The organism is Lentzea sp. NPDC004789 (assembly GCF_053601075.1).
Genome location: NZ_JBSGBE010000030.1, coordinates 17,923 through 44,903, shown reverse-complemented (window position 1 = coordinate 44,903; position 26,981 = coordinate 17,923). Strand labels below are relative to the sequence as shown.

The window sequence follows — 26,981 nt, the reverse complement described above, 5'->3', positions numbered from 1 at the left end:
ATCTTGTGACAGCGGTTGAGCGTTACCGTGTGGCGCGTGAAGGTCGCCTTTGTCTGCACCGGCAACATCTGCCGGTCCCCCATGGCAGCGCTCGTGTTCCGAGAATGGCTGTCCCGCGAAGGATTGTCGTCTTTCGTCACCGTGTCCAGCGCCGGCACCGGTGGGTGGCACGTCGGTGACCCGGCCGACCCGCGGGCGTTGAAGACGTTGGCGGACAACGGATACCCCACCGACCACGTGGCCGCGCAGGTGGGCGCGGAGCACCTGGACGCCGATCTGCTGATCGCACTTGACTCCGGACACGCGCGCTCGTTGCGCCGAATGGCAGACCCTGATCGCGTCCGATTGCTGCGCTCGTTCGACCCGGACGCCGACGGCGTGGACGTGCCCGACCCCTATTACGGCGACGACTCCGGGTTCTCCGAGGTCCTGGCCATGATCGAGGCCGCGATGCCGGGGCTGGTCGCATGGGTCCGCGAGCAGCTCTGAGGACGAAACGCCAGTCACCTCGGGCCACCACCGCCGAAGCGGCCGGCCTGCGGTGGCTGCGCGTTCCCGGCGGCCCGCCGGTTCCGTCCGTGCACTCCTGCGACGACGGCGTGCTGGTGATCGACGAGATCCCGCACGGCACGCCGAATCTTCAGGCGGCCGTGACCTTCGGCCGCCGTCTGGCGACCCTCCACCTCGCCGGCGCCCCGGCGTTCGGCGCGCCACCGCCCGGCGGCCCGCGCGAGGCCACGATCGGCATGGCCCCGATGCGCAACGAGCCCGCACCGTCGTGGCCGGAGTGGTTCGCGTCACAACGCATCGAGCCCTACGCGGCGCAGGCGGGCATCGACATGAGCACCGTGTGCTCGCGGATCGCCGAGCTCGCGGGGCCGCCGGAACCACCCGCGCGGCTGCACGGCGACCTGTGGAGCGGCAACGTGCTGTGGGGCGCCGACGACCAGGTGTGGCTGATCGACCCCGCGGCGCACGGCGGGCACCGGGAGAGCGACCTCGCGATGCTACAGCTCTTCGGCTGCCCGTTCCTCGACCACGTCCTGGGCGCCTATCAGGAGGTGGCGCCGCTGGCCGACGGCTGGCAGGCGCGCGTGCCGTTGCACCAGCTGTTCCCGCTGCTCGTGCACGCCGTCCTCTTCGGCGGCGGCTACCGCTCGCAAGCCGTGGCGGCGGCACGGGCCGCTTTGCGAGGATGATCGGCATGGACCTCACCGGGTGGACGTGGCTCAACGAGCCGCGGAAGTGGTCGACCGATCCCCTGACCGTGCACGCCGACCCGTCGTCGGACTTCTGGCGCCTCACCGGCAACGGCGTGATCCGCGACAACGGCCACCTCTACGGGGTGACGCTGGCCGGCGACTTCACCATCACGGCGACCTTCAGCGGCGAGTACGCGGCGCAGTACGACCACGCCGGCGTCGGGCTGCTGGTCGACGACGAGAACTGGATCAAGGCCGGGGTCGAGGTGTTCGACGGGAAGGTGCGGGCCAGCACGGTGGTGACGCGCGGGTTCTCGGACTGGAACCTGGCGGTCGTGCCGCCGTTCGAGCGGTTCACGATCTCGGCCGAGCGCCGGGGCGACGCGGTGTGGGTGCGGTACGGGGTGGGGGACGAGGTGCCGGCGACGGTGCTGCGCAAGGCGTACTTCCCGCCAGGGGTCGAGGCCAAGGTCGGGGTCATGGCGGCGAGCCCGGAGGGTGAGGGGTTCGCGACCCAGTTCCACGAGGTCCAGCTCACGCATCTACCGTGAGGACGTGCGGTTCAAGTTCCTCCTCAAGCCGGGCTGGCTGGCGCTGACCCTGGCCGTGTGGGTGTTCGCGGGTGCCTGCATCTACTTCCTGTCCCCGTGGCAGTTCGGCCGCAACGACGAGCGCCAGGCGCAGAACGCCGCCATCACCAAGTCGCTGAAGAGCGACCCGGTGCCGTTCGGCGCGCAGCACGACGAGTGGCAGAAGGTCGAGCTCAAGGGCCGCTACCTGCCGGAACTGGAAGCGCTCGCGCGGCTGCGGACCGTGCTCGGCGAGGCCGCGTTCGAGGTCATCACGCCGTTCGAGACCACCACGGGCAAGACGGTCCTCATCGACCGCGGGTACGTGCGGCCGGTCAACGGCATCAAGCCGCCGAGCTTCGACCAGCCGCCCACCGGTGAGGTCACCGTCATCGGGCTGGCCAGGCCGAACGAGTCGAACGAGACGCCCGCGTTCGAGCAGGACGGCAGACGGCAGATCTACTCGATCAACAACAAGGCCGTCGGGCCGAACATCGAGCCCGGCTACTTCCAGCTGATCGAGAACCAGCCGGGCGGGCTCGACACGCTGCCGTTGCCGCGGCTCGAGTCCGGGCCGTTCTTCTCCTACGCGCTGCAGTGGATCGCGTTCGGGGTCATGGCGGTCGGTGGCTGGCTGTACTTCACGATCCGCGAGGCACGGCCGGGTGGCGTGCTCTACGAAGGCCGCACGAAGAAGAAGTCGATCGCCGAGCTACTTGCGGAAGAAGGCGATGACGGCGCTGACGAACGCGGCGCCGAAGCCGACGACGCGGGACAGCTCCACGGCACGCGTCACGTGACCTGAGTCCGGGTTGCGGCCGTGGCCCAGGACCGGGCGCTCCTCGACGCCGTGCGCGTAGACGGTGCGGCCGCCGAGCCGGATCTCCAGCGCGCCGGCGAAGGCGGCCTCGACCTGGCCCGCGTTGGGCGACGGGTGCGCTGAGGCGTCCCGGCGCCAGGTCTCCAGTGCCTGCGAGGCCGAGCCGCCCACGACCGGAGCACCGCCTACCGTCAGCAGCGCCGCCAACCGCGACGGCAGCAGGTTCAACAGGTCGTCCAGCCGGGCGGACGCCCAGCCGAAGCGCAGGTAGCGCGGGGACTTGTGGCCGACCATCGCGTCCAGCGTGTTGGCGGCGCGGTAGCCGAGCAGGCCGGGCACGCCGAAGGCCGCGCCCCAGAGCAGCGGTGCCACGACGGCGTCCGAGGTGTTCTCGGCCACGGATTCCACGGTCGCGCGCGCCAGGCCCAGGGTGTCCAGGCGGGACGCGTCACGGCCGCAGAGATGAGGCAGGCGGGCGCGGGCCGCCTCGACGTCGCCGGAGTCGAGCTCGCGGCCCATCGAGGTGCCCTCCTCGGCCAGCGAGCTGCCGCCCAGCACCGCCCAGGTGGCGAGGCCGGTGGTCAGGGCCTGCGCCAGCCAGTGGCGGCGGGCGGCGCGTTCCGCGGCCACGCCGAGCGCCACCGTTCCGCCCACCAGGACGGCCGAGTACACGGCGCCGGCGGCCTGCGAGTCGGCGTAGACGCGCTTCTCCAACGCGGAAGCAGCGGAACCGAATGCCGCTACCGGGTGAAATCGGCGTGGATCACCGAGGACCGCGTCCGCCGCCACGCCCAGCAACAACCCCAACGCGCGCCCCGCGCCCACGGCATCCTCCCCAGCTCGTCGAAGGCACGGTAGCGCCGCATCACAACACCGCGCGCATTAGGGTGGCCGGTCGTGGAGCACAAGCGGCTGAAGCTGTACGCCTATCTGGACGCGCGCGATCACCAGCGCACGTACCTGGCGATCATGCGGCTGTTCACCTCCACGCTGCTGGCCGACCTGTCCGCGGGCGAGGTCGCCGGAGCGCTGGCGGGTCAGGAGCGGGAAGGCCGCGTCGAACCCGGCGAGAGCCGCATCGAGAACGTCATCAACCGCCTCAAGCAGCTGGTGGAGTGGGGCAACCTGGTCCAGGGCCGGCGCGAGGTCGTGGCGGCCAGCATCGCCGAGTTCCAGCACGGCAGCGTCCGGTACCAGGTCTCGAAGCTCGCCGTCCGCGTCCAACGCGACGTCGACGAGCTGCTCAGGGTCCCCGAGGGTGCCCGCGAGGTGTCGAGAGAACTCCTCCCCGCCATCGAACGCGGCCTCAACGAGCTGGGCGGCAGCCTGTCCGTCGCCCTGCTCAACGAGGGCGAGCGGACCAAGGAGCTCCTGGCCGAACGCGTCACCACCCTGTTCCTGCAGCACGCCGAGCTCGCCGCGACCGTGCGCGACTTCTACGCCTACCTCGGCCAGGTCGTCACGCGGAACCACCTGGCGCCGGACGAGATCGCGGGCTTCCGCAACCTGCTGGTCGAGTACATCCAGCGGGTCGTCGAGGACGTGCTGAAGTACACGCCGCCGATCGCCGAAGCCCTGGCCGGCCTCACGAAGGCGCGGTCGGAGCTGTTGCGCCTGCTCAGCACCGACCTGGGTGCGAGCGTCGAACGCGCCCGCGGCCGCACGCCGGAGGACTGGCAGGAGCTGACGGACTGGTTCGTCGACCGCCCCGGCCGCCCGAGCCAGGTCACGGCGCTGCGGGAGGCCACGGCCCGCGCGATCGGCAGCCTGCTGGCCAGCGTGAAGCGGGCCACGTCCGGAGGAGGCCTGCTCCCCGGCAGGCGCGCCGAACTGCTGAAGCTCGCGAGCTGGTTCGACAACGCGACCAGAGAAGAAGCCCACGGGATCTACGCGTCGGCGTTCGGGCTGTACTCCGCCCGCCACCTCTCCCCCGCGCCCGAACACGACTCGGACAACGAGCGCACGCCGTGGCGCGACGGCCCGGTCTGCGACGTCACCGTGTCCGTGCGGACGAGGGGCGACCGGGGAGCGCGCGGCCGTCCGTCGCGGATCCTCGACGACCCGATGACCGAGCAGTCGCTGCTCGCGGAGGCCCGTGAGGCGGACGAGATCCGCGCGAGGCACGTCGCGGAGCTGACCAAGGCCGCGGGGAACCTGGAGAACACCACGCTCACGCACGGCGCGTTGGAGGTCTTCTGCGAGCTGCTGACGCTCGCGATGGCTCAACGCGACTCCCCGCGGGACAGCGGTTCGGCGAGCGACCCCGTGCGCGGCCTCAAACTGGAAATCGCCCACGGCACCACGACGCAGATCCGTTCCGCCGCCGGGACGCTCACCCTGCACGACGCGACGGTGGCACTGAAGCGATGAACCACTTGGACAACCTCTCCGACATCGACGCCGCCAACGTGGTGCGGTGCGCCCGGACGCTGCTGCGCAGGCCGCTGCTGCGGCAGGACGGCCCGGACGGCGAGCTGCTCAGCCTCGTCTACCGGCACCGCGCTGTCCTGCAGGACCTGTTCGCCGGCCTGCTCGGCTACCGGCTCGTCGTGGAACGCCGGTTCGCGCGGCTCTACAAGTCCGGTCCCGGCCACGACGACACCCGCGGCGTGCTCAGCATGTCGCCGCGCGGCTACGCCTACCTGGCGCTGACCCTCGCCGTGCTCACCGGCATCGGCCGCCAGACGCTGCTGTCCCGGCTCGTGGCCGACATCCGTTCCGCCGCGGTCGAAGCGGGCATCGACGCACCGGACGACGTCACCGAACGACGTGCGCTCACGGCAGCGTTGCGCCACCTCGTCTCGCTGGGCGTGTTGCAGGAGACCGAGGGTTCGGTCGCGCAGGACATGATCCCGCAGGAAGCCCTGATCACGATCGACACGGACCTGCTGGGCCAGCTCGTCACGGGTCCGGTCGGGGAGGCGCAGAGCCCCGCGCACCTGATCGAGCTCGCCGCCCGGCCCGGCCCGCGCGGCGTCGAGCACGCGGTGCGGCGCAAGCTCGTCGAGACGCCGCTGGTGCTCTACGCGGACCTGCCGGACGAGCAGGCCGAGTGGCTGCGCCGCAACCAGCGCAAGGAAACCGCGTTGCTGGAGCAGGCGTTCGGCCTCCACACCGAGTGCCGGGTCGAGGGCGTGCTCGCCGCCGACCCCGAGGACTTCCTGACCGACCTGTCGTTCCCCGGCGTCTCCACGGTCGCGCGCATCGCGCTCCTGGCGTTGCCCGACCTGGTCGACGACGACTCGGAAGATCCGCCCGCACGGCACGTGGTGACCGCGGCACGGATCCGCGAGGTCTGCGCCCGGCTCGTGGAGGACTACCCTGCGGCGTGGTCGAAGCAGTTCACCGACGACCTCGACCGGCTGGTCGCCGAGGTGACGGAACTGCTGCGCCGCATGGGACTGGCCGTGCCGTGCGAAGAAGGCTGGTCGATCAGCGCGGCCGCGCACCGCTGGCTGCCGTCCCCGGACGGCGACCCCGAGCGAGAACAACCGGAACCCGTTGTGGTGCCTGAAGTACCGAGCTGGTCCCTGTTCGATGAGGAGAACGTGTCATGAGCAGGTGGCGGCTGCACCGCGGCGGCGTGGTCAACATCTGGCAGTACACCGAGCAGACGTTCGACTTCTCCGGCGGCCGCGCGATCTTCCAGGGCACCAACGGTTCCGGCAAGTCCCGCACGCTGGAGCTGCTGCTGCCGCTGTGCCTGGACGGCGACCTGCGCCAGCTCGGCTCGAAGGGCTTCGACACGGTCAGCATCCGGCGCCTCATGCTGGACGACTACGACGGCGGCCCCAACCGCATCGGCTACGCCTGGGTCGAGCTGATCCGCGAAGCCGCCGACCACTCCGGCAACGAGTACCTCACGTGCGGACTCGGCGTGAAGGCGTCGAAGACCTCGCAGGCGATCACGGACTCGTGGCGGTTCGTCACGCCGATGCGCGTCGGCACGGAACTGCAGCTGGCGGGTCCTGAGCGCGTCCCGCACGGTCCTGCCCAGCTGCGGGACCTGATCGGCGCGGACTGCATGTTCGAGGAACCGGCGTTCCGCGCGAAGATCGCCGATGCCGTCTACGGCGTGCCGGCCGCCCGCTACGGCGACCTGCTGCACCTCCAGCGGACGCTGCGCAACCCGGACGTCGGCCTGAAGGTGCTGGAAGGGCAGCTGGAGCAGATCCTGTCCGACGCGTTGCCGCCGCTGGACCAGGCGATGGTCGAGCAGCTCGCGACGTCGTTCGACGACCTGGAGTCGATCCGCGAGAACATCGTGCGACTGTCCTCAGCGGACAGTGCGCTGGGCACGTTCCTCAAGACCTACAGCGACTACGCGTTCGGCGGGCTGCGGTCCGCGGCCGAACGGCTGGACGCGGCCGAGAGGTCGGTGGCGAAGCTGCAGCGCGAGCAGTCGAAGCTCACGCAGGAGCTGGACGTCACGCGGATGGAACGCGCGGCGTCCGAGCAGGCACTTGTCGACATGGAGACCGGCGAGCAGCAGGCCGAGGAGACCATCGCGGCGCTGAAGGAACTGCCCGCGTTCCGCGACCTCCAGGACCTCAAGACGCGCGAGAACCTCGTTGCGGAGAAGCGTTCTTCGGCCGTGGCCGCGCTCGAAACGGCTCACCGCCAGCGCGCCCAGGAGGACGCCGCGGTCGACAACGTGCTGCGGCTCCTGCGGCGGCTGGCCGAGGACCTGAGTGCCGCCGACGCGTTGAGCGACCCGTTGCGCGAGAACCTCAGGCTCGCGGGCATGGACCCCGACCTCGCACCGGACGTGCCGCAGGTCCCGCCCGCCGAGGCCACCGTGACCACGGACTCGGTGCGCGCCAAGCCGGATCCCGAGGCCGGGCCGCTGCCGATCGAACGCCGGGTGCCGCCCGCCGCCGCGACGGAGGACGTGCTGGCCGCGCTCACGTCGGTCGTCGACCAGACCTCGGGCATCGCTTCCCTGGCGCGCCAACGGAGTGCGCTCGCGCTGTCGCTGCACGAGCAGGCGATAGGGCTGGACTCGCAGCAGCGCGAGGTGGAGTCGTTGCGGCAGAAGGCCCGCGACGCCCAGCACGGCGCGACCGAGGCGACCGCGCTGCGCAACCAGGAGATGCAGGAGCTGGCCGAGGTCGTGCAGACCTGGCTGGAGCAGGTCGAGGCCTGGACGTCGAGCGGCCCGCTGCTCGACGAACGCCCCGCCGAGGCCCTGGTCCTGCCGCAGACCGCCGATCCCGCGGCCGCGAAGGCGTTGAGCACGACCGCACGCGAGTGGGCGGGGCCTCTCGTGCAGGCGGCCCGCGACGCCGCGCACGCGTTCACGCAGCAGCGCGCCGAGCTGCGCGCTCGCCTGGACACCCTCGACGAGGAACTGGTCGGCCTGCGTTCGGGCAACGAGCGGGTTCCCGTGCCCGGTCAGTACACGTCGGCGAGCCGCGACACCGCCAAGGGCGCTCCGTTCTACCGGCTGGTGGACTTCGCCCCCTCGCTGACCGACCCGGAACGCGCGGGGCTGGAGGCGGCGTTGCAGGCGAGCGGCCTGCTCGACGCCTGGGTGACGGCGCACGGCGGTGAGCTCGACGACGTCCTGGCCGTCCCGCGGGACGCCGTCGAAGGCCGATCGCTCGCCGAGTTCCTGGTGCCGGCGGTGGAGGGTTCGCCGGTGCCGGAGTCGCTCGTCGCCGACCTGTTGCGCGCGGTGTCGCTGGACGACATGACCACGACGGGCGACTGGCGCACGGGCGTGCTGACCGGCCGCTGGGTCAAGCCCGAGGCCGAGTTCATCGGTGCGGGCGCGCGAGAGGCCGCTCGCGGCCGTCGAATCGCGGCCCTGGAAGAGGAACTGGCCGAGCTGCGCGCGCAGCTCGGCACCGCTGAGGACGAACTGGCGCGCGCCCATGAGCACGTCGCCACGTGGGAGGCGCACGTCGCGGCGTTCCCCGGCGACGGGGAGCTGATCGCGAAGCACAGCCGCGTCCAGGCGGCGGAGGAGTCCGCGGCACGGGCGCAGCAGCGCACGTTCGAGCTGCGGGACGCCCTGGAGAACGCGAACGCACGGCTGGAAGCGGCACGAAGCGAGCTGACCCGCCAGGCAGGCGACGCCGGACTGCCCTCGGACACCGAAGCGCTCCGGCAGGCCCAGGCGGCCGCGAGCGAGGCCCAGCGGACCGCGGACCTGCTCGGCGACGCGGTGCGCAGGCGTTGCCAGGGCACGATCTCCGACCTCACCGACGCCTCGCACCGCTACCACGAGGCCGTCGCCGATCGGCAGACCGCCGAGGCCGACGCCGACACCCGGTGCGTCGACCACGCGGCCCAGGCCGGGACGCTCGCCGAGCTGACCGAGGCGGTCGGCGGCGAGGCCAGGGAGATCAGCGAGCAGCTCACGCAACTGGAGAAGTCGCGCAAGAAGATGCGCGAGGACCTCAAGGGCGTCCGCGAGAGCATCACGACCGCACGGGAGCAGGCGGCGAAGCTGGAAGCGTTGCTGGAGAACAACTCCACGCAGGTCGCCGAAGCTTCCGAGGGGCTGGAACGGGCGAGGGCCAACTTCTCGGCCACCGTGCGTGCGCCGGGTCTGATCGCAGCCGCGTTCCCGAACTACGACGGCACCACCGACGAGGCTTCCGTTCGCGCGCTGATCTCCGAGCACGGCGACCGGCGCGGCGGCACGGAGGCGACCGTGATCGCCAAGCTCCAGGCCCTCCAGACCTCTCTGGCGGGCAGCCACGACATCGCCGCCGAGCAGCACGCGGGCCTGCTGACCGTGACGGTCACCGGCGAGGAGGGCGCGAAGCCGGTCGCCGTCGCCGCCCGCCAGGTCACCACGAAGCTGGCCGAGCAGCGCGGGTTCCTCGACGAGCAGTACCAGGGCATCTTCGCCGACTACCTGATCCGCGACCTCGCCGAGTGGCTGCGCGGCCAGATCACCGTCGCCGAGGACCTCACCAAGCGCATGAACGAGGTGCTCGGCCAGGCGCGGTCCAGCCAGGGCGTGCACGTCAAGCTGGCCTGGAAGTCGTCGAGCGCGCTGGACGACTCGACCAGGCAAGCGCTTGCGCTCGTCCGGCTGCCGTTCGGCGAGCGCACGCCCGAGCAGGACGCGACGCTGCGCCGCGTCTTCACCGAGCGGATCGAGAACGAGCGCGACACGCACTCCGGCGGTTACGCGGAGATCCTGTCGCGTGCGCTCGACTACCGGACGTGGCACCAGTTCACGGTGACCGTCGCCGACACCGGCCCCGACGGCAACCCGCGCGAACGGCGGCTGCGCCAGCTGTCGTCCGGCGAGACCCGGCTGATCTCGTACGTGACGCTGTTCGCGGCGGCGGCGAGCTTCTACGACGCGGTGAGCGACGAGTTCGACCCGCTGCGCCTGGTGCTGCTGGACGAGGCGTTCGAACGGCTCGACGACCCGACCATCGCGCGCATGCTGGGGCTGCTGGTCGATCTCGACATGGACTGGGTGATCACCTGGCCGAGCGGCTGGGGCGTGTCCGACAAGATCCCGCGCATGCACATCTACGACGTGCTGCGGCCCAAGAACGGCCGCGGTGTCGCGTGCACGCAGACGACGTGGGACGGCGCGGTGCTGGACCGGATCGACCCCTAGCGCCCGGTCCCGCACCCTCGCGGGCGCGGGACCGGCAGCGGGTCAGCCGAGGATGAGGTCCGCCAGGTGCACAGCGCGCGTGAGCCTGGTGATCCGCTCGGCCGAGACGTCCCAGGTGGTGCCCACCGGCTCCAGCGTCAGCACGACCATGATCTTGCGGTCGTCGTGCCCGTAGGTGCCGGTGGTGTGCATCGCCGGACGCGTCAGGTCGACATCGGCGGCCGAACGCGCGCTCTGGCCCATCGGACCGTCCTTGCCGACACCGGGGTAGGTCGGCGGCCTCGGCGACTCGACACAGGGCTTCGGCGGTGTGTCACCGAACCGCGACCACCCCTGTTTGTAGGCCACCTCGTGGTGCACGACGCTCGGCAGGCCGAACGACTGGTCGAAGCCGTCGGTCGCGCACTTCGTCGCCTTGTGCAGGTTGCCCATGATGAAATCGCGGAACTTCGGGTGCGCCTGGTCGAGCACGTAACGGTAGATCTTGACGACGTCGGCCGCGCTGAGCGCGGTGTAACCCCAGAACCCGACGTTGACCGGCGGTGCGGTGTCCTGAAGCCCCAGCTTGACGACCATGCGTTCGACGATCTTCTCCCAGCCCTCCTGGACCCAGAGCTCCGAAGCCGCGTTGTCGTCGCTCGACCTCAGCATCGGCTCCAGCCGTGCCAGGTCGGCCGGAGGGATCTCGGCGTCGGGGCCGCGCTTCTCCAGGTAGTCGAGCGCGATGAGGATCTTGACCACCGACGCCGAGCGGAACTGCGCGTGCTCGTCCCAGGCGATCGTGGTGCGTCCGGTCTTGCGGTCGAACACGGCGAACGCCGCCTTGGCATCCGGGGCGATCTCGGCCTGAGGATCGGCGTTCGCGGGCATCGGCGCCAGGAAGGTCGCCGTGACGGCTGCGGTGACGCCTGCGGCGAGCAGGCGAAATTTCTTCATGCTCTGTAGACGCCAGCCGTGCCGCCCAGGATGCCTGCGACGACGCTTCAGCATGCCAAGGCCTATGTTTGACCTCGTGATCGAGTACGACCGTCCCGAACTGACCGAGTTCTGGCGCCTCGCGCGCGAGACGATGGAGGGCGGCGGACGTTCGGCGTTCAGCTTCCGCGTCGAGGACGCCGGTACCGCCGCGGCACTCGGCGAACTGCTGCGCAAACCGATCGCGCATCCGGCTCGCCGGCAGATCTCGCTGGCGCGCCTGGACGAGCACCTCCGCGCGCACGGCAGCACCCTGCCCGAGGTGCTGGAGTCGGTGCACGGCAGGCCGGTCGGCCTGTCGACGAGCGAAGAGGCCTCGACCGCGGACGCCGTGCTGAAGTTCGCGCTGCGCGAGCACGGGCTGCTGAACGCGCCCTGGGCCGCCGAGTGGATCGAGCACGTCCGCAGGTACGGCAAGATCCCGCAGCCGGCGTTGCCGATGATCGCGAACCAGGCCGCGGCGATCCTCGCCCGGCTGCGTCCGGAGCCCCGGCGGTGGACGACGCGCTACGCGTTGGCGGGCAACGACCTCGACGACGGACGGCCGCTGACCCGCATCGTGCAGAAGGCGTTGCAGCTCGCCGGCACCGACTGGGAACGCTCCGGCGTGCTGCCCGACGCCTACCGCGACCCGGTGCTCACCTCGCAGGGCTACCTGACGCTCAACGACACCCTCGAAGCGCGGGAGATCACCGTCGTCCGCAGCCCGCGGCTGCTGGAGTCCGGCGTGCCCGGCCCGTTGATGGTGCTCCCGAACGGCCTGACGCCGCAGGCCAAACACCACCTCGACGGCAGAACGGTCCGCTGCCACAACGACTTCACGCCCGACGGCATCCGCGCGGCCAACGAGATCCTGGCCTACACGGGCGGGACGCCGTGGCGGATGTCGGCCGCCGACTACCGCGAGGCGGTGGCCACGCTGATCGCGCGCGGCGTGGAGCTGCCCACCCTCAACACCCGCCCGGAAGAAGCGAGCTGGGACCCCGATCTGGTCGAGACCATGGCCACCACCGGCCTGATGGTCACCGAGGAGCACGTGCTGCCGTCACTCCTCTGACGGCGCGAACCTCTTCACGTCCCATCGGCCGTGCCCCTCCATCAGCTTGCGCCCGATCCGGCGCAGGTCGGCGAGGTCGCGCTCGTTCAGCAACCCGGTGAACTCCTCGGCGACCGCCGCCCGGTACACGCGTGCGGTGACGCCCTGGCACGCCGCCTCGCCCTCGCGCGTCAGCACGGCGTACACCAGCCGCCGGTTGTCCGGTGGCTGTTCGCGCGTGACCCAGCCGCGCTTGACCAGCCGTTCGATCAGCCGCGTGACGCCGGACGGGCTCACGTCCAGCAGCTCGACGAGCTCGGACATCTGCAACCGCCCGCCGGCCCGGAACAGCTGGTAGAGCGCCACGTGCTCCAGCAGCGAGCACCCGGCCTCGGACTCCATCCGCCGCCCCATCGCGGCCTTCACCGCGTCCACGCCCTGCTGCACGTACAGCCACGAGAAGATCGGCTCGGTCATCACCCCATCCTAAATCACGTTTGACTTCGAGACGTTTTCACGCTCAAATGTTGAGTATGAAAGCTTCCGCAGACGTCACGGTGGTCGGCGCAGGCCCTGTCGGCCTCCTGCTCGCCACCGAACTCGCCCTCCAGGGCGTCCGCACCACCGTGCTCGAACGCCTCACCACCCAGGCCGACACCATCAAGGCCCAGATGATCAGCGGCCGCACGTACCAGATGCTCGCCATGCGCGGCCTCGGTCCGGCCATCGACGCCGCGAGCGAGGCCGAGTCCGCCGGTCTCGCCTGGCGCCCCACCGGCTCCACCGGCCACTTCGCCGGACTGTTCAAACTGGACGGTCTGCCGCTGGTCATGCTGTCCCAGCAGGCCCTCGAACGGATCCTCGAAGCCCGCGCCCTCGAACTGGGCGTCGAGATCCGCCGCGGGGTCGAGGTCACCTCGCTCGACCTCGGCTCCGACCACGTCGTCGGCTGCGACGGCGGCCGCAGCGCCGTCCGCAAGCTCGCCGGGTTCGACTTCCCCGGCACCGACCCCTCCCTCACCGGCTACCAGGCCGTCGTCGACCTGGACGGCGACCTCCCGCGGGGCTGGCAGCGCACCCCGACCGGCGTGTACGCCTCCGGCCCGCTCAAGGGCCGGATCATGCTGATGGAGTTCGACGGCCCGCCCGCGACCCGTGACGTGACCCGCGAGTCCCTCGAAGCCGCCCTGCGCAGGGTGAGCGGCCGCGACGTCCGCATCACCGCCGTGCACACCTCGACGGTCTGGACCGACAACACCCGCCAGGCCACCACCTACCGCCGCGGCAACGTCCTGCTGGCCGGCGACGCGGCCCACGTCCACTCGCCGTTCGGCGGCCAGGGCCTCAACCTCGGCCTGCAGGACGCCCTCAACCTCGGCTGGAAGCTCGCCACCGGCGACTCCGCCCTGATCGACACCTACACCGCGGAACGCCACCCGGTCGCGGAACGCGTGCTGCGCAACACCATGGCCCAGGTCGCCCTCACCCGCCCCGACCCGCACTCCCGCGAACTGCACGCGCTCGTCGACGGCCTGCTCGACCTCCCCGAGGTCAGGACCCGCATCTCCGCGATGATCCAGGGCACCGACATCCGCTACGCCGCGGACTGCGACCACCCGCTGGCCGGCACGTTCGTCCCCGGTCTCGACCTGTCCGACGGCAAGGGCACCAGCATCGCGCTGGACGGCCTCGAAGCCACCGTCCGCCCGGACGGCTACATCTCCAGGATCGCCGCGTGAAGATCGCCGTGACCGGAGCGACCGGCACCCAGGGCGGTGCCGTCGCCCGGCTGCTCACCGAACGCGGCCACGACGTCCGCCGCGTCACCCGAAATCCCACGCACCCCGACGACGTCCACGGCGACTTCGACGACCCGGCCTCGCTGGCCGCGGCGTTCGCGGACGTCGACGGCGTCTTCCTGATGACCCCGTTCGGCAGCCAAGGCGAGGTGGCGCAGGGCAAAGCCGCCGTCGACGCCGCCCGGCACGTCCGGCACGTGGTCTTCACCTCGGCCACCAACGCCGACCGCAGCACCGGCATCCCGCACTTCGACACGAAGGCGGAGATCGAACGCCACCTGGCGGCAAGCCATCCACAGTGGACGGTCCTCGGCCCGGCGGCGTTCATGGGCGCCACCGGTCCGGTGGTCCTGCCGATCCCGCCGGAGCTGAAGCTGCACCTCGTCGCACCGGAGGACATCGCGGCGATGGCCGTGCTGGCGTTCGAGCAGCCGGAGCGGTTCCGCCACCGCCGCATCGACATCGCGAGCGACCGGCTCACCGGTCCGGAGATGGCCGCGATCCGCGGCACGGAGTTCGTCGAGGTGCCGATGTCCCGGGCCGAGGCCTACTCACCGGACCTGGCGGCGATGTTCCGGTACTTCGCCGAGGTCGGGCTGGAGCTGGAGCTCGGGGAGCTCCACGCGGAGTTCCCCGAGATCGGCTGGCACGGCTACGCGGACTGGGTCAGGAAGGCTTAGCCCCGGACCAGCTCTGCAGCATCCGGTACGCGATCGACGCGCCACCGGCGAGCCCGAGCCCCGGCACGCTGCCGGGCTCCTCCAGCGCCTTGCGCACATCGGCCCTCGTCGCCCACCTGGCCTCGGCGATCTCGCCGTCGGCCGGCCGCAACGGTTCCGCGGGATCCGCCACGGCCTCGAAGCCGATCATCAGCGAGCGCGGGAACGGCCACGGCTGCGAGCCGAGGTACCGGATGTCCCGCACGGTCACGCCGACCTCCTCGGCGATCTCGCGCTCCACACAGGACTCCAGCGACTCGCCGGCCTCCACGAACCCGGCGAGCACGGAGAACCGGCCTTCCGGCCACTCCGGTCCGCGGGCCAGCAGCACCTGGTCCGCACCGTCGTGGACCAGGCAGATCACCGCGGCGTCGGTGCGGGGGTACTCCTCGCGTTCACAGCCGGAGCAGACGCTGACCCAGCCCGACTTCTCCAGCACGGTCCGCGCGCCGCACTTGGCGCAGTACTTGCCGAGCCGGTGCCACTGGAACAGCGCCGCCGCGGTCGTGAAGAGCCCCGCGGACCTGTCGTCCAGCGTCGCGCCGGACTGCCGCAGGTCGAGCCACTGCGGTTCGTCGGTCAGCTCCGGCGCGACCCAGGAACGACCGACCGGGACCCGCTCGTCCTCCTCGACCGGCATCAGCACGGCGAACCAGGCCACGCCGTCCTGCTCACCCAGCAGGACGGCGTTCACGGGCGGCTGATCTCCGAACTCCACGGCCGGCCGGTCGACCAGGCGCGTGCCCCGGTCGGCCACGAGCGTCCGGCCGCGCGTGTCGACGACGATCATCCGGGCCTTGGGCCAGAGCGCGGCGAGCTTCTCCTCGTCGCCGCGCAACGGCTCGGTCCGGTCGATCTCGGTCCGCGAGAGCGCCGGCAGTGCGACCAGATCGAAGCTCACCGGAACGAGACCCCACCCAAATCGATCCCACCCAGCGCGGCCAGCTTCGGCTTCAACGTCTCGGCGTCACCGACCAGCACGCCGGTGAAGTTGCCGGGGGCGAAGAACTCCAGCGCCGCCGCCGCGACCTGCTCCGGCGTGACCGCCTGCAGCCGCTGCGGGTGCGACACGAGCCAGTCGACCCCGAGGCCGAGCGCGACGAGGTTCACCAGGAACGAGGCCAGGCCGGACTGCGACGAGGTCGTGGTGAGCAAGGTGCCGATCGCGTAGCTGCGGGCGACGTCCACTTCGGACTCCGACGGCGGCACGAGGCCGAGCCGCGCGAGCTCGTAGCGGGTCTCCAGCAGCGCCGCCGCCGTCACGTCGGACGCCGTGTCCGCGTCGACGAGCAGCGTGGCGCCGTGGACGGTGAACTCGGGGTGCGAACGGGCGCTGTAGGTGTAGCCCTTGTCCTCGCGGATGTTCTCGACCAGCCGCGACGAGAAGAACCCGCCGTAGACCAGGTTCGCGATCTGCAGCGCCGGGTAGCGCTCGTCGGTGCGCGGGATCGCCTGCGCGGCAAGACGGATCTGCGACTGCACGGCACCGGCGCGGTGCACCAGCAGCACGTCGCCACCCTTGACCTCGGGCAACGGCGGCAGCTGCACGGCCTCGCCCTCGCCCTGCCACGCGTCGAGCGCCTCGCCGATCTGCGCGACGGCCTCCGCCGGTTCGACGTCGCCGACGACCACGAGGACCGAGCCGCGCGGCAGCAGCGCCTTGCGGTGCAACGCCAGCACGTCGTCACGGGTGACGGCGGCGACCTCCTCAGCCTCCGGCATCTCCTTGGCGTACGGGTGGTCGCCGTAGAGCAGCTTCTGCAACGCCTCGCGCGCGATCACGCTCGGCTGGGAGCGGGCGAGCGCGATGCGTTCGACCAGGCGGGCCTGCTCGCGCTCCAGCTCCTCCGCCGGGTACGACGCGGACGTCAGCACGTCGCGCAGCACGTCCAGCACGGTGCCGAGACCGCTGGCCAGCGCGTTGCCGGTGAAGCTCAGGCGCTCCGGGTCGACCACGGCGTCGAGCTCGCCGCCGACGAGCGCCAGTTCGGTGTCGATCTGCACGCGGGAGCGGGTCGCGGTGCCGGTCAGCACGGTGTTCGCGAGCACCTCGGCCTGCGCCGAGTGGTGCGAGCCGGTGCTGGAGGAGGCCGGGTCCGCGAAGGGGACGCGCAGCCGCACCTCGACCATCGGCACGGTGGCGCGGCGGATCGCGATGACGCGCAGGCCGTTGGGCAGCACGGTGTCCACAGTGGACAGCTCGGCGGCCGCCTTCTGCACACCCAGCGCGGGCAGCGGGCGCGGACCGACCTCGGTGCGCCCGATCTCCTCGGCCGATCGGTGGGTCTTGGCGGCGGTCACTGAGCTCCTCCGGTGGGCTTGACGAGAAGAAGTGCGCGGGCGTCGGGACGCAGCGCCTTGGCCGCGGCGGACACCTCGTCCACGGTCACCGACGCGATCCGCTGGGGCAGTTCGTAGATCAGCTCGGCGCGGCCGAACAGCAGCTCCGCGGAACCGAGGCCCAGCGTGCGGTTGGTGAGCCGGTCGTGCTCCTTGTGCATGGTCGACGCCCAGCGGGCCGTGACCTTGGCGAGCTCCTCGGCCGACGGCGGCTCCTGCGCGAGCTTCTGCAGCTCCTCGTCGATGGCCGCGACGACCTGGTCCGCGGGGACGTCGGCGCGGTGGATCGCGGTGATGCTGAACGTGTCCGGGTCGCGGGCCTCCAGCGGCCCGAACAGGCCGCAGCCGGCGTTCAGGTCGATCACGATGCCCTCGCGGTGCACCAGGCGCTGCTGCAGGCGCGAGCTGTCGCCGTCGGTGAGCACGCCCGCCAGCACCAGGTACGCGAGGTAGCCGTCGACGTCGGTGACGGGGTCCGGCACGCGGTAGCCGATCGCGATCGCGGGCAGCGGGGCCAGCGCGTCGGCGTGCTCGTGACGCACCTCGCCCTGCGGCGCGGGCTCGGCGAACGAGGGCCGCTCCGGCTTCGGCCGCGCGGGCACGTCGCCGAAGTGCTTCTCCACCAACGCCTTCGTGGTCTCGATGTCGAGGTCGCCGGCGACGGTCAGCACGGCGTTGGACGGCGAGTAGTAGGTGTCGAAGAACTCCGCGCAGTCGTCGACCGTGGCGCTCTCCAGGTCGACGAAGTCGCCGTAGCCGTTGTGCGCGTTGGCGAACGTCTTGAACAGCACCGGCGGCAGGAGGATCCACGGGAACCCGCCGTACGGGCGGTTCAGCACGTTGAGCCTGATCTCCTCCTTCACCACGTCGATCTGGTTGCGGAGGTTCTCCTCGGTGATCTTCGGCGCGCGCATGCGGTCGGCTTCGAGGAACAGCGCCCGCTCCAGCGCCGCGCTCGGCAGCACCTGGTAGTAGTCGGTGTAGTCCGGGTGCGTCGACCCGTTGAACGTGCCGCCCGACGACTGCACATGCCGGAAGTGGGCCAGCTTCTCCAGGCTTTCGCTGCCCTGGAACATCAGATGCTCGAACAGGTGCGCGAAGCCGGTGCGTCCTTCCGGCTCGGAGCGGAAGCCGACGTCGTAGTGCACGCTGACGCCGACGACCGGTGCGCTGGCGTCGGGGGCGAGCACCACCCGCAGGCCGTTGGGCAACGTGAACCTGTGCAGTTCGGGTGAGGCCATGTGCGCCAGCCTACGGGTTCTACGTCCGGAGCGATCGCAGGTGGCCCGCCTGGGCGAGGACTCCGTCGAGCGCCCCGAGGAACGCCGGGAAGCTCCGGCGGAAGTCCGTGCCGGTTCCCGAGTTCCCGTACCAGTAGAGGTCCTGCTGACCGAACTTGGTGAGCCAGCCCTCGGTCTCGCCGAGCACCACCGCGTACGGCAGCGACCGGGAGAACACCAGCTCGCGGTCGGCCTCGGGGATGTCGTCCTGCGTCACGCCGTGCAGGTACCCGCGCAGCCCCCGGACGTGCTCCAGCAGCTCGCTGCCGCGCCTCGTGCGGGCGGGCATCGACCGCGCACCGAACGCGAGCGCGACACCACCGACCGCGACCGCGAGCCCGAACAGCGCGTTGCCGATCGTCAGCGCCAGCACGACCGTGGCGGCGACGCCCAGCACCGCGATCGCGATGCCGACCCACCAGAACAGGCTGCGCTCGGCGTCGGGGCGGCGCACGAACCAGCGCTTCTCGACGACGTCCGCGTACAGCTCGTCGCGGACCCCGGCGAGGTCGATCCGCCGGCTGCGCAGCTCGGCCACCGACACGGCGGCGACGCCCTGCGGCAGAAGGGCTTCGTAGACGGCCTTCTCGTACCCGGACAGCGAGGCGTCGGCCGGGTTGCGGCGCACGATCTGCCAGTCGTGACCGTCCACCTCGGTGATCCACAGGTAGTTGCGGACCGCGAGGTCGATCACCGTGGCGGTCACGTCGACCACGTCCACGTGCTCGTCGACGACCGTGCCGACCTGGCCGGGCAGCACGCCGTCGGGTGAGGCGAACGCGACCCGGTCGTTCTGGTCGCGCACCAGGACGCTCACCGCGCCCACCTCGCTCGCGAGCGCCGCCGCGTCCCGGCCGCGCAGGTACCACAGCAGCGCGACGCCGCCGAGCAGCAGCACCAGCAGCCCGCCGAGCGCGATCCCGCTGACCGGTGTCAACGCGAACGCGGCGGCCAGCCCGGACTGCTCGACCACCACGGCGTTCGGCGGCACTACCCCCGCGGACAGTCCGATCGCGACGTCGACCCGTTCCCCGACGCCGAGCTTGATCTCCTGCGCCCGCACACCCTTGCCGTCCGCGAGGTCCGCGCTCGTGCACGGCTGCGACGACCCGACCGGTCCGGCGAGGCAGTTGACCGACGTCGGCGAGTCGGGCGCGGAGAACGTGACGGCGACCTTGTCGAGCTCGGTGTCCCAGCCGCCCGCGACCTGCCAGCGCACCTCCAGCGCGTCACCGACCGGCGCGACCGCACCGACGACGGTGTAGGTCAGCGTGGCCTGGCCGCCCTCGAACGTCGTGGTGAACTTGTCGTCATCGACGCTCGCACTGCCCTTGCCCTCGACCCGCGCGTCGACGACCTGGTACTTGCGCTCCAGGTCGTTGCCCACCGCGAGTCGCAAGGGGACGGTCCGCTTCACGGTCTTGCCGTCCGGCACGTGCACGGTCTCGGTGACGGACAGCTTCGCGTCGCGCTCCAGCTTCATCCGGACCTCGGTGCTGACGGTCCCGGGAAGCGGCTGCGCGAGCGCGCCAACAGCCGTCCCAGAGGTCATGACTGCGGTCAGCGCGGCCGCGACGAAGATCGCCGCTCCCCAGTTCTTCAACACGGCTGCGGACAATAGCGGAGTCCTCATATGCTCCGGCGGACTTTCGAACAGACGCCATCTGGGGGATTTTCGGCGATGACGCAACCACCGCCACCGGGCAACTGGCCGCCGCCACGCCCGGTAGGCCCACCACCCGTGCCCGCGCCACCGCCGTACGGCCCGCCGATGCCTCCGCGCCCTGCTCAGGGCCCACCACCCGACATGCGCCCGGCACCCGTCGGGCCGCCGCCGATGAGCTCGCCGCCCATGGGCCGGCCACCTGTGGGCTCTCCACCGATGAGTCCGCCGCCCGCAGGCCCACCGCCGATGAGTCCGCCGCCCGCAGGCCCGCCACCGGTGGGTCCGCCGCCCGCGGGCTCGTCTCCAATGGGGCCGCCTCCGTCGCCGTACGGTCCGCCGCCCGGCGGTGCTCCGCTGCCCCCACCGCGTCCGGTGATGCCTCAGCCGCCGTACGGTCCGCCACCCGGCCGCGCTCCCCTGCCCCCACCATGCCCGGTGATGCCACCGCCCCAGCCCACCTGGGGCCGGCAGCCGGCCTTCGCGCCGTACCCGCAGATGCCGCTGCAACGCAAGAGCAGCAACGGCCCCATCCTCGCCCTGGTCCTCGGCGGCGTCGTGATCCTCGGCCTGGGCGCGGTAGGCGTCTTCGCGGCCAGCTTCAACAGCAAGGTGAAGGACGCGGGCTACCAGAACTACACGACCTACAGCCCGACCTACACCTACACGACAACAACGACGGCCACGACGACCACCACAACCGCGTCCACCCGCACCTCGTCGACGCGGACGTCGAGCACGCCGACGACCCCCGCTGGCCCGAAGGCGGTCTACAAGCTCGCCGACCACCCGATCTTCAGCACCGGGGTCGGCGCCAACGACTTCGCGTCGTGCCCGCTGCCGAACATGGAGTACAACCCGGCGGGCGAGGAACGGTTCCTCTCGGCCGCGTTGCCGTGCATCGAAAAGGCGTGGCAGCCCGCGATGAAGGCGGCCAACCTGCCGTACCAGCCGGTCGAGCTGCACGTGTTCACCGGGACCGTGCAGACGCCGTGCGGCTCGCGGCGCAACGACGTGACGGCGATGTACTGCCAGGGCGTCATCTACTGGCCGGGCAACTACTACGCCAACGAGGGCGGTTCGACGGTCCGGCACCCAGGCGTGTACCTCGGCCAGGTCAGCCACGAGTACGGCCACCACATCCAGTGGCTGGCCGGCTTCCTGCGGGCGGCCGGCGACGCCCAGTACGACGCGGGCGGCTTCGACACCCGGAAGGGTCTCGAACTCAACCGCAGGAAGGAACTCCAGGCCACCTGCTTCGGCGGTATGACGCTGGCCCCGTTCTCGCACAAGAACGTCGTGCCGATGGACGTCGTGAACACCGGTCTGTCGGACGCGAGCCAACGCGGTGACTACAACCGCACGCCAGACCACGGCAATGCGAACAACAACGCGCGTTGGGTCATGCAAGGCCACAAGCAGAACGACATCAAGGCCTGCAACACGTGGGCCGCGAGTTCGGCCGAGGTGTCGTGAACCGATCCCCCGGCCCGCGCGTCTCACTGACGTGGACGGGACGCGTTAGCCCGGTCGGGGGACGCGTGATCTCGCTCCGCCTATGCTCGTACCCGACCCTGGCTCACCAATGGGGGGATCTCAGGCGATGACGCAACCACCGCCACCGGGCAACTGGCCGCCGCCACGCCCGGTCGGCCCTCCGCCGATGCCCGCACCGCTGGGCCAGCGTCCGCCCCAAGGTCCGCCACCACCCCCGTACGGCATGCCGCCGCAGGCCCCGCCGCGTCCCCAGTACCCCCAGTACGGCCCTCCGCCGCCTCCACCGGGCCAGGTCATGCCGCCCCCGCAACCGTTGTGGGGCCCACCGCCCGGTGGCTACCAGCCCGGCTACGCGCCGTACCCGCAGATGCCGCCGCGCAAGAAGAGCAACGGCCCGATCATCGCGCTGATCCTCGGCGGCGTCGTCATCCTCGGCCTCGGCGCGGTCGGCGTTTTCGCGGCCACCCTGAACAGCAAGGTGAAGGACGCGGGCTACCAGAACTACACGACCTACAGCCCGACCTACACCTACACGACCACCACCGAGACTCCGACGTCCACCACGGCCCCGTCGCGTTCCTCGGCCTCCAGCGCGCCGTCGGCCCCGGCGACCCAGGCGGGCCCGAAGGCCGTCTACGCCCTGGCCGACCACCCGTTCCTGAAGCCGAACTTCGGCGCGAACTCGATCAGCGGCTGCCCGCTGCCCGCCATGGACTACTCGCCGGAGGGCCAAGACCGCTTCCTGCGCGCCGCACTCCCGTGCATCGAGAGCATGTGGAAGCCGGCGCTGGCGGCCGCCAACCTCCCCTACCAGCCGGTCGAGCTGCACATCGTCACCGAGACCATGCAGTACCCGTGCGGCACCGTCCGCCCGGACCAGACCGCGCGCTACTGCCAGGGCGGCATCTACTGGACCGCCAACGCCTACGCCGCGGAGCGCAACCCGAACAACCCGAACCACCCCGGCAAGTACCTGGGCCAGCTCTCCCACGAGTACGGCCACCACATCCAATGGCTCACCGGGATGCTCAAAGCGTCGGACCGCGCGCAGTACGACGCCGGAGGGTGGGATACTCCGAAGGGCCTCGACCTGAACCGCCGGATGGAGCTGCAGGCCACCTGCTTCGGCGGTATGACCCTGGCGTCCTTCTCGCACGGCGCAGTACCGATGGACGTGATCCGAGTAGGCCTGACCGACGCGGGCAACCGCGGCGACTACGACATCTATCCGACCAAGGACCACGGCACACCCGAGAACAACGCGAACTGGGTGGACCGCGGCTACCGCTCGAACAAGGCGTCCGAGTGCAACACCTGGGCAGCGGACGCAGGCTCAGTCTCCTAGCCCCGAAAGGTGCCGACGTGACCCAACCAGCCAGGAACAGCCCGGTCGTCCTCGGGGCAGTCTTCGTGCTGGTGGTCGCCTTCGTCCTCGGAATCGGTCAACTGAGCCGCCCCAGAGTCCTGAACGGGCACGCCCTGGCGGGCTCCCGCCCGGCCACGTCCCCGCCGACCGAACCCTCGACCCCGGTGCGTCCCCGCGCGGTCTACCGCCTGGCGGACCACCCGTTCCTCACGACGCCGGCGTCGCTGACCCCGATCACCTGCACCCTGCCCCCGTTCGGCATCTCGGACCGGCAGCTGGCCGCCTACTACGCCGCGGGCCTCGAGTGCCTCGACACGGCCTGGGGCCCACTCCTGACGTCGGTGAACCTGCCCTTCGAGAAGCCCTCCCTGGACGCCGCCCCGATCCTCAAGGACGGCCCGTGCGGCGCGGCGCCGGAATCCGACCACGCGGTCGCCTACTACTGCGGCCGCAACCGCACGATCTACATGCCCACCTCGCGCCTGCGCGACAACGGCGGCGGCGACGCCCCGGCCACCCACCTGGCCACGCTGGCCCACGAGTACGGCCACCACGTCCAGGCCATGACCGGCCTGCTCCGCGCCGCCGACCTGAAGATCACCGACGCGGGCGACAAGACGCCGGCCGGCCTGGAGATGTCGCGCCGCATCGAACTGCAGGCCAACTGCTTCGCGGGCATGTTCCTCACCAGCGCGGCGGGCAAGGGCTCCATCTCCGCCCTGCTGGCCCGCCAGGCCGAGGAGGACTTCCAGTACGCGGTCGAGGAGAAGCCCGAGAACAACGCCCACGGCTCAGCCACGAACCAGGCCCAGTGGGCGGTCGCGGGCTTCAAGTCGAACTCGACCACGGCCTGCAACACGTTCGCGGCACCGGCGAAAGCGGTCGCCTGACCGCCGTTCAGGCTCCGGCCGCGGGGCCGACCACGGGCAGCGAAACCCGGAAGACCGCCCCGCCCTCAGAAGGCAGGCAGACCAGGTCGCCGCCATGAGCCCGCACCACCCCGCGAGCGATGGCCAGTCCCAGCCCGGACCCGCCCGACCGCCGGTCCCGGGCGTCGTCCAGCCGGACCAACCGATCGAAGATCCGCTCCCGTTCCGCGTCGGGCACCCCTGGCCCGTTGTCGGAAACGGTGAGCCCGCCCGCATCCACCGAGATCCGGACGGTCCCGGCGGGCCCGGTGGCCTGCCGGGCGTTGTCGACCAGGTTGGCCAGCACCTGGGCCAGCCGCTGCCCGTCCCCGATCACGGTGACCGGCACCCCGTCGGCGGCGATGTCGAAGTCAGGCGCGACGTAGCGGGTCCGGGCCACCTCGGCCTCGGCCAGTCCCATGAGGTCCACGGGTTCCCGCTGCATCTCGTACCCGGCGTCCAGCTGGGCCAGCGCCAGCAGGTCGTCGACCAGCCGTCCGGCCCGCCGCGCCTCCCGGACCAGCAGGAACGACATCTGGTCCCGGTCAGGCGAGTCCACCGGCGCCTGCACCAGAGCCTCGGCCACCGCCTGCACGCCGGTGATGGGCGTGCGCAGCTCATGAGCGGCATCGGCGACGAACCGCCGAGTCCGCTGCTCCGACCCCTCCAGCGAATCCAGCATCCCGTCGAACGCCGCGGCGGTCCGCCCGAGCTCGGTGTCCGTGCGAGAGGGGTTCAACCGCCCACCTCGGTGCCCAGCGGCAATGGCCTGAGCCAACGACGTCATGGCGTCCAACGGCGCCAACGCCCGCCGCACCACGACGATCATCAACAGCCCGGTGACGACGATCGCCCCGAGCCCCAGCATCAGCAGGATCTTCCGCAACCGGACCTGAGCCTGTGAGATGGCCTCGGTGTCCGCGTAGAACGTGACCCTGTTGGCACCGACGTTGCGGACCTTCCGCTGGTACGGCCCCTCTTCGGGCGCGGTACCGACCGTGGTCCCGTTCGGCAGCTCGATCGTCACGTGCACGTTCCGCTTGGTCAGCTGACGCACGACCTCCCGCGGCGGGGTGCCGTGCATCAACGCCTGCACCGCTCGCGTCTCGGCGTCCCTGAGCGTCCCGTCGACGTCCCGGTTGGACAGTCCCTCGAACGTCCTGTCGACGGAGATGACCAGCGCGACCAGCACCAGGAACAGCACCAGCAGCACCGAAACGGCGACCCGGCGCCGCAGCGAGACCGTGCGGAGGTTCATTCCTCGGCCCGCAACACGTACCCGAGGCCGCGCACGGTGTGCACCAACCGAGGCCCGTGCTCCTCCAGCTTCCGCCGCACCGCGCTGATGTGGACCTCGACCAGGTTGGGGTCGTAGTCCTCGTACCCCCACACCGCGGTCAGGATCTGCGTCTTGGACACCACCCGCCCGCGCTGGGCGGCCAGGTACACCAGCAGCCGCAGCTCGGTGGCGGTCAGCTCGATGGCCTGGTCGGCGCGCATGACGACGCCGGCGTCGGCGTCCACCACCAGGTCGCCGACCTGCACGGTGGACGGCGTCCGGCCGAGCCTGCGCAGCACGGCCGACACCCGTGCCACCAGCTCTGCCAGCACGAACGGTTTGCCGACGTAGTCGTCAGCGCCACCGGACAGGCCGCGCAACCGGTCGGGAACGGCGTCCCGCGCGGTCAGCATGACCACACCGGCGCCGGAAGACCGCCGAATCACCTCGAGCAGCTGGAAGCCGTCCCGGCCGGGCAGCATCACGTCGAGCACGACCAGGTCGGGCCGGAAGCGGCCCAGGTCGTTCTCCAGCTGGCGCCCGTCCAGCCGGTGCTGCACTTCGAACCCGGACTCGCGCAACGCGGACGACACCGCGGCGCCGATCGCCTCGGCGTCCTCGATCACCAACACCCTGGCGGACACCTCCTCATTCTGCTGATCATCCGGCGTTCGGGCGACTCGCCTTCAGCTCACGCTCAGATTGCGCGCGCATCCTCGACCCCATGTCGAAGAAATCTGCGTGGGCCGGCGCCATCGTCGCGGCCGCCGGACTCACCGTCGGCGGCATCGCGGTCGCGACGGCGGCCGACAACTCCTCCGGCCCGCCCGCGGCGTTCGCGGAGCGCCACCCCGGCAAGCCCGGCCACCCCGGCAAGGCGAACCCCAAGGGCGGCACGCTCGTCGTCGGGCGGGTGAAGTCGGTCGAGTCCGGCAAGCTCAACATCATCAAGGACGACGGCAGCGAAGTGTCGTTGACCACTGACGGCTCGACGAAGCTGCGCGGCGGTGACCTCAACGGGCTCAAGGCCGAGCAGCGCGTGACCGTGCGCGTGAAGGACGGCAAGGCGCTGAACGTGGCGCTGGCCAAGGCGCACGAGCAGGGCACGATCAAGGACGTCAACGGCAACAACGCCACGTTGGTGCAGGTCGACGGCCTGCAGACGCCGCTGGACCTGTCGAGCGTCAACGAGAAGCCGAAGAACGGCGACCTCGTGGCCGTGACCGGAACGGTGTCCGACGGCAAGACCGTCAAGGTCGAGCAGCTGCGCCAGCTGCCGAAGTAAACCTGGGCTCCACGCGGACCGCCGCGTCTGCGAACATCGCAGTGTGGCGGTTCCGCGAAGCCCGAACAGATGGGTGTTCATCCTGCTGGTCGTCGGACTGGTCGGGATCGGGGTCGCGGTCGCGCTGCTGGCGCCCGCCAAGGTGCTGGGCGCCGAAGCACCCCCGAGACCCGTGACCGCGACCGTCGTCGAGACCGGTTCGTGCGGCCAGGGCACGGACAAGGTCGAGTGGGACGCGAACGGTGAGAAGAAGCAGGCCATGCTGGACGGCTGCGGCCACCGCAAGGGCGAGACCCTCGAAGTCGTGAACACCGGCGAGGACATGGTGTCCTCCGCCTCCTCGGTACCCACCGGACCGCCGGTCGGACGCCGCCTCACCGCACTGCTGCTGTGCCTCGCAGCGCTGGCGGGCGGCTTCTACGCATTCCTCTTCCGCTATGCGCCACTGCGCGCACCCGCGGTGCTGCCAGTTCCCCGCGGCGCGGAATAATCTTCGCGAGCAACCGCCTCCTCCGTTCAGCCCCTTTCGCGCAATAGGGTTCAGCAATATCGTGAGTCTCGGACCGGGCGTGGGGGACATCGCAGGTCCGCACTGGGGACAAGGGTAATTCGAAAAGCAGCCGATGCTGCCGTTACACCTTTACTCAGCATG

Annotated in this window: 24 protein-coding genes; 15 read left to right on the top strand and 9 right to left on the bottom strand. The window is 71.1% G+C overall.

The genetic code is table 11. The annotated features are described in order from the left end of the window. The first annotated feature begins 36 nt into the window (after positions 1-36). From ACWEIJ_RS41800 to ACWEIJ_RS41785, 4 genes are read left to right on the top strand one after another with little or no spacing between them, the layout of a single operon-like run. Positions 37-489 (top strand): low molecular weight protein-tyrosine-phosphatase, encoded by a 453-nt coding sequence (locus ACWEIJ_RS41800; protein WP_355445665.1) that lies wholly within the window; start codon positions 37-39, stop codon positions 487-489. Further along, on the top strand, positions 468-1,199 hold the full coding sequence (locus ACWEIJ_RS41795; protein WP_449842845.1) for a fructosamine kinase family protein: 732 nt from the start codon (positions 468-470) through the stop codon (positions 1,197-1,199). The genes ACWEIJ_RS41800 and ACWEIJ_RS41795 overlap by 22 nt, the downstream gene beginning before the upstream one ends. A gap of 5 nt (positions 1,200-1,204) precedes the next feature. Beyond that, complete coding sequence (locus ACWEIJ_RS41790) at positions 1,205-1,753, top strand: DUF1349 domain-containing protein (RefSeq protein ID WP_449842844.1); 549 nt, start codon at positions 1,205-1,207, stop codon at positions 1,751-1,753. A 4-nt stretch (positions 1,754-1,757) separates the two neighbouring features. Continuing rightward, positions 1,758-2,576, top strand: coding sequence for an SURF1 family cytochrome oxidase biogenesis protein (locus ACWEIJ_RS41785; RefSeq protein ID WP_449842843.1), 819 nt, complete (start codon positions 1,758-1,760; stop codon positions 2,574-2,576). Here the strand turns inward: ACWEIJ_RS41785 and ACWEIJ_RS41780 are convergent. Next, on the bottom strand, positions 2,484-3,416 hold the full coding sequence (locus tag ACWEIJ_RS41780) for a cobalamin biosynthesis protein (RefSeq protein WP_449842842.1): 933 nt from the start codon (positions 3,414-3,416) through the stop codon (positions 2,484-2,486). The two genes, ACWEIJ_RS41785 and ACWEIJ_RS41780, sit on opposite strands and share 93 nt — an antisense overlap. Positions 3,417-3,488: 72 nt before the next feature. Between ACWEIJ_RS41780 and ACWEIJ_RS41775 the strand changes: the two genes are divergently transcribed. From ACWEIJ_RS41775 to ACWEIJ_RS41765, 3 genes are read left to right on the top strand one after another with little or no spacing between them, the layout of a single operon-like run. After that, positions 3,489-4,961, top strand: a complete 1,473-nt coding sequence (locus ACWEIJ_RS41775) for a DUF2397 domain-containing protein (protein ID WP_449842841.1) — start codon at positions 3,489-3,491, stop codon at positions 4,959-4,961. Then, complete coding sequence (locus tag ACWEIJ_RS41770) at positions 4,958-6,148, top strand: TIGR02678 family protein (RefSeq protein WP_449842840.1); 1,191 nt, start codon at positions 4,958-4,960, stop codon at positions 6,146-6,148. Before ACWEIJ_RS41775 ends, ACWEIJ_RS41770 begins: the two co-directional genes overlap by 4 nt. Next, positions 6,145-10,182, top strand: a complete 4,038-nt coding sequence (locus ACWEIJ_RS41765; protein ID WP_449842839.1) for a TIGR02680 family protein — start codon at positions 6,145-6,147, stop codon at positions 10,180-10,182. Before ACWEIJ_RS41770 ends, ACWEIJ_RS41765 begins: the two co-directional genes overlap by 4 nt. Positions 10,183-10,224: 42 nt before the next feature. Here ACWEIJ_RS41765 and ACWEIJ_RS41760 read toward each other — a convergent pair whose 3' ends face one another. Then, positions 10,225-11,118 carry a hypothetical protein gene (locus ACWEIJ_RS41760; protein WP_449842838.1) on the bottom strand — a complete coding sequence of 298 codons (894 nt, stop codon included), beginning with the start codon at positions 11,116-11,118 and terminating at the stop codon, positions 10,225-10,227. Between the two features lie 76 nt (positions 11,119-11,194). On the opposite strand from ACWEIJ_RS41760, the gene ACWEIJ_RS41755 reads away from it, so the two are divergent. Further along, positions 11,195-12,214 (top strand): DUF2399 domain-containing protein, encoded by a 1,020-nt coding sequence (locus ACWEIJ_RS41755; protein ID WP_449842837.1) that lies wholly within the window; start codon positions 11,195-11,197, stop codon positions 12,212-12,214. On the opposite strand, the gene ACWEIJ_RS41750 is transcribed toward ACWEIJ_RS41755, so the two are convergent. Continuing rightward, positions 12,203-12,670: a MarR family winged helix-turn-helix transcriptional regulator gene (locus tag ACWEIJ_RS41750; RefSeq protein ID WP_449842836.1), complete on the bottom strand. Its 468-nt coding sequence runs from the start codon at positions 12,668-12,670 to the stop codon at positions 12,203-12,205. The genes ACWEIJ_RS41755 and ACWEIJ_RS41750 overlap by 12 nt on opposite strands. A 56-nt stretch (positions 12,671-12,726) precedes the next feature. Here ACWEIJ_RS41750 and ACWEIJ_RS41745 point away from each other — a divergent pair, with 56 nt between their 5' ends. Both ACWEIJ_RS41745 and ACWEIJ_RS41740 read left to right on the top strand, forming a co-directional pair. Continuing rightward, positions 12,727-13,932, top strand: coding sequence for an FAD-dependent monooxygenase (locus ACWEIJ_RS41745; protein WP_449842835.1), 1,206 nt, complete (start codon positions 12,727-12,729; stop codon positions 13,930-13,932). Continuing rightward, a complete protein-coding gene (locus ACWEIJ_RS41740; protein WP_449842834.1) occupies positions 13,929-14,672 on the top strand; it encodes an NmrA family NAD(P)-binding protein in 744 nt (247 codons plus the stop codon). Before ACWEIJ_RS41745 ends, ACWEIJ_RS41740 begins: the two co-directional genes overlap by 4 nt. Here ACWEIJ_RS41740 and nudC read toward each other — a convergent pair. Genes nudC through ACWEIJ_RS41720 form a run of 4 tightly spaced genes read right to left on the bottom strand, consistent with a single transcriptional unit; the run spans position 14,659 to position 19,937 of the window. Next, a complete protein-coding gene (gene nudC / locus ACWEIJ_RS41735) occupies positions 14,659-15,612 on the bottom strand; it encodes an NAD(+) diphosphatase (RefSeq protein WP_449842833.1) in 954 nt (317 codons plus the stop codon). The genes ACWEIJ_RS41740 and nudC overlap by 14 nt on opposite strands. Then, on the bottom strand, positions 15,609-17,012 hold the full coding sequence (locus ACWEIJ_RS41730) for a M16 family metallopeptidase (protein WP_449842832.1): 1,404 nt from the start codon (positions 17,010-17,012) through the stop codon (positions 15,609-15,611). The genes nudC and ACWEIJ_RS41730 overlap by 4 nt, the downstream gene beginning before the upstream one ends. Continuing rightward, entirely contained in the window at positions 17,009-18,292 is a 1,284-nt protein-coding gene (locus ACWEIJ_RS41725; RefSeq protein WP_449842831.1) for a M16 family metallopeptidase, read from the bottom strand. Before ACWEIJ_RS41725 ends, ACWEIJ_RS41730 begins: the two co-directional genes overlap by 4 nt. 19 nt (positions 18,293-18,311) lie before the next feature. Continuing rightward, on the bottom strand, positions 18,312-19,937 hold the full coding sequence (locus ACWEIJ_RS41720) for a DUF2207 domain-containing protein (protein WP_449842830.1): 1,626 nt from the start codon (positions 19,935-19,937) through the stop codon (positions 18,312-18,314). A gap of 498 nt (positions 19,938-20,435) precedes the next feature. On the opposite strand from ACWEIJ_RS41720, the gene ACWEIJ_RS41715 reads away from it, so the two are divergent. The 3 genes from ACWEIJ_RS41715 to ACWEIJ_RS41705 all read left to right on the top strand — a co-directional run bounded on the left by ACWEIJ_RS41715 (position 20,436) and on the right by ACWEIJ_RS41705 (position 23,747). Further along, positions 20,436-21,470, top strand: a complete 1,035-nt coding sequence (locus ACWEIJ_RS41715; RefSeq protein ID WP_449842829.1) for a neutral zinc metallopeptidase — start codon at positions 20,436-20,438, stop codon at positions 21,468-21,470. Between the two features lie 127 nt (positions 21,471-21,597). Next, positions 21,598-22,836: a neutral zinc metallopeptidase gene (locus ACWEIJ_RS41710; RefSeq protein ID WP_449842828.1), complete on the top strand. Its 1,239-nt coding sequence runs from the start codon at positions 21,598-21,600 to the stop codon at positions 22,834-22,836. 17 nt (positions 22,837-22,853) lie between these two features. Beyond that, positions 22,854-23,747, top strand: a complete 894-nt coding sequence (locus ACWEIJ_RS41705) for a neutral zinc metallopeptidase (protein ID WP_449842827.1) — start codon at positions 22,854-22,856, stop codon at positions 23,745-23,747. A gap of 7 nt (positions 23,748-23,754) precedes the next feature. On the opposite strand, the gene ACWEIJ_RS41700 is transcribed toward ACWEIJ_RS41705, so the two are convergent. Together ACWEIJ_RS41700 and ACWEIJ_RS41695 are read right to left on the bottom strand one after the other, a co-directional pair. Continuing rightward, positions 23,755-25,023 (bottom strand): sensor histidine kinase, encoded by a 1,269-nt coding sequence (locus tag ACWEIJ_RS41700; protein ID WP_449842826.1) that lies wholly within the window; start codon positions 25,021-25,023, stop codon positions 23,755-23,757. After that, the gene (locus ACWEIJ_RS41695; RefSeq protein ID WP_449842825.1) at positions 25,020-25,688 is read right to left on the bottom strand and encodes a response regulator transcription factor; all 669 of its coding nucleotides are present in this window, start codon (positions 25,686-25,688) and stop codon (positions 25,020-25,022) included. The genes ACWEIJ_RS41700 and ACWEIJ_RS41695 overlap by 4 nt, the downstream gene beginning before the upstream one ends. Before the next feature lie 80 nt (positions 25,689-25,768). Between ACWEIJ_RS41695 and ACWEIJ_RS41690 the strand changes: the two genes are divergently transcribed. Both ACWEIJ_RS41690 and ACWEIJ_RS41685 read left to right on the top strand, forming a co-directional pair. After that, complete coding sequence (locus tag ACWEIJ_RS41690; RefSeq protein ID WP_449842824.1) at positions 25,769-26,329, top strand: hypothetical protein; 561 nt, start codon at positions 25,769-25,771, stop codon at positions 26,327-26,329. A gap of 43 nt (positions 26,330-26,372) precedes the next feature. Continuing rightward, positions 26,373-26,819, top strand: coding sequence for a hypothetical protein (locus ACWEIJ_RS41685; protein WP_449842823.1), 447 nt, complete (start codon positions 26,373-26,375; stop codon positions 26,817-26,819). The last annotated feature ends 162 nt before the right edge of the window (positions 26,820-26,981 follow it).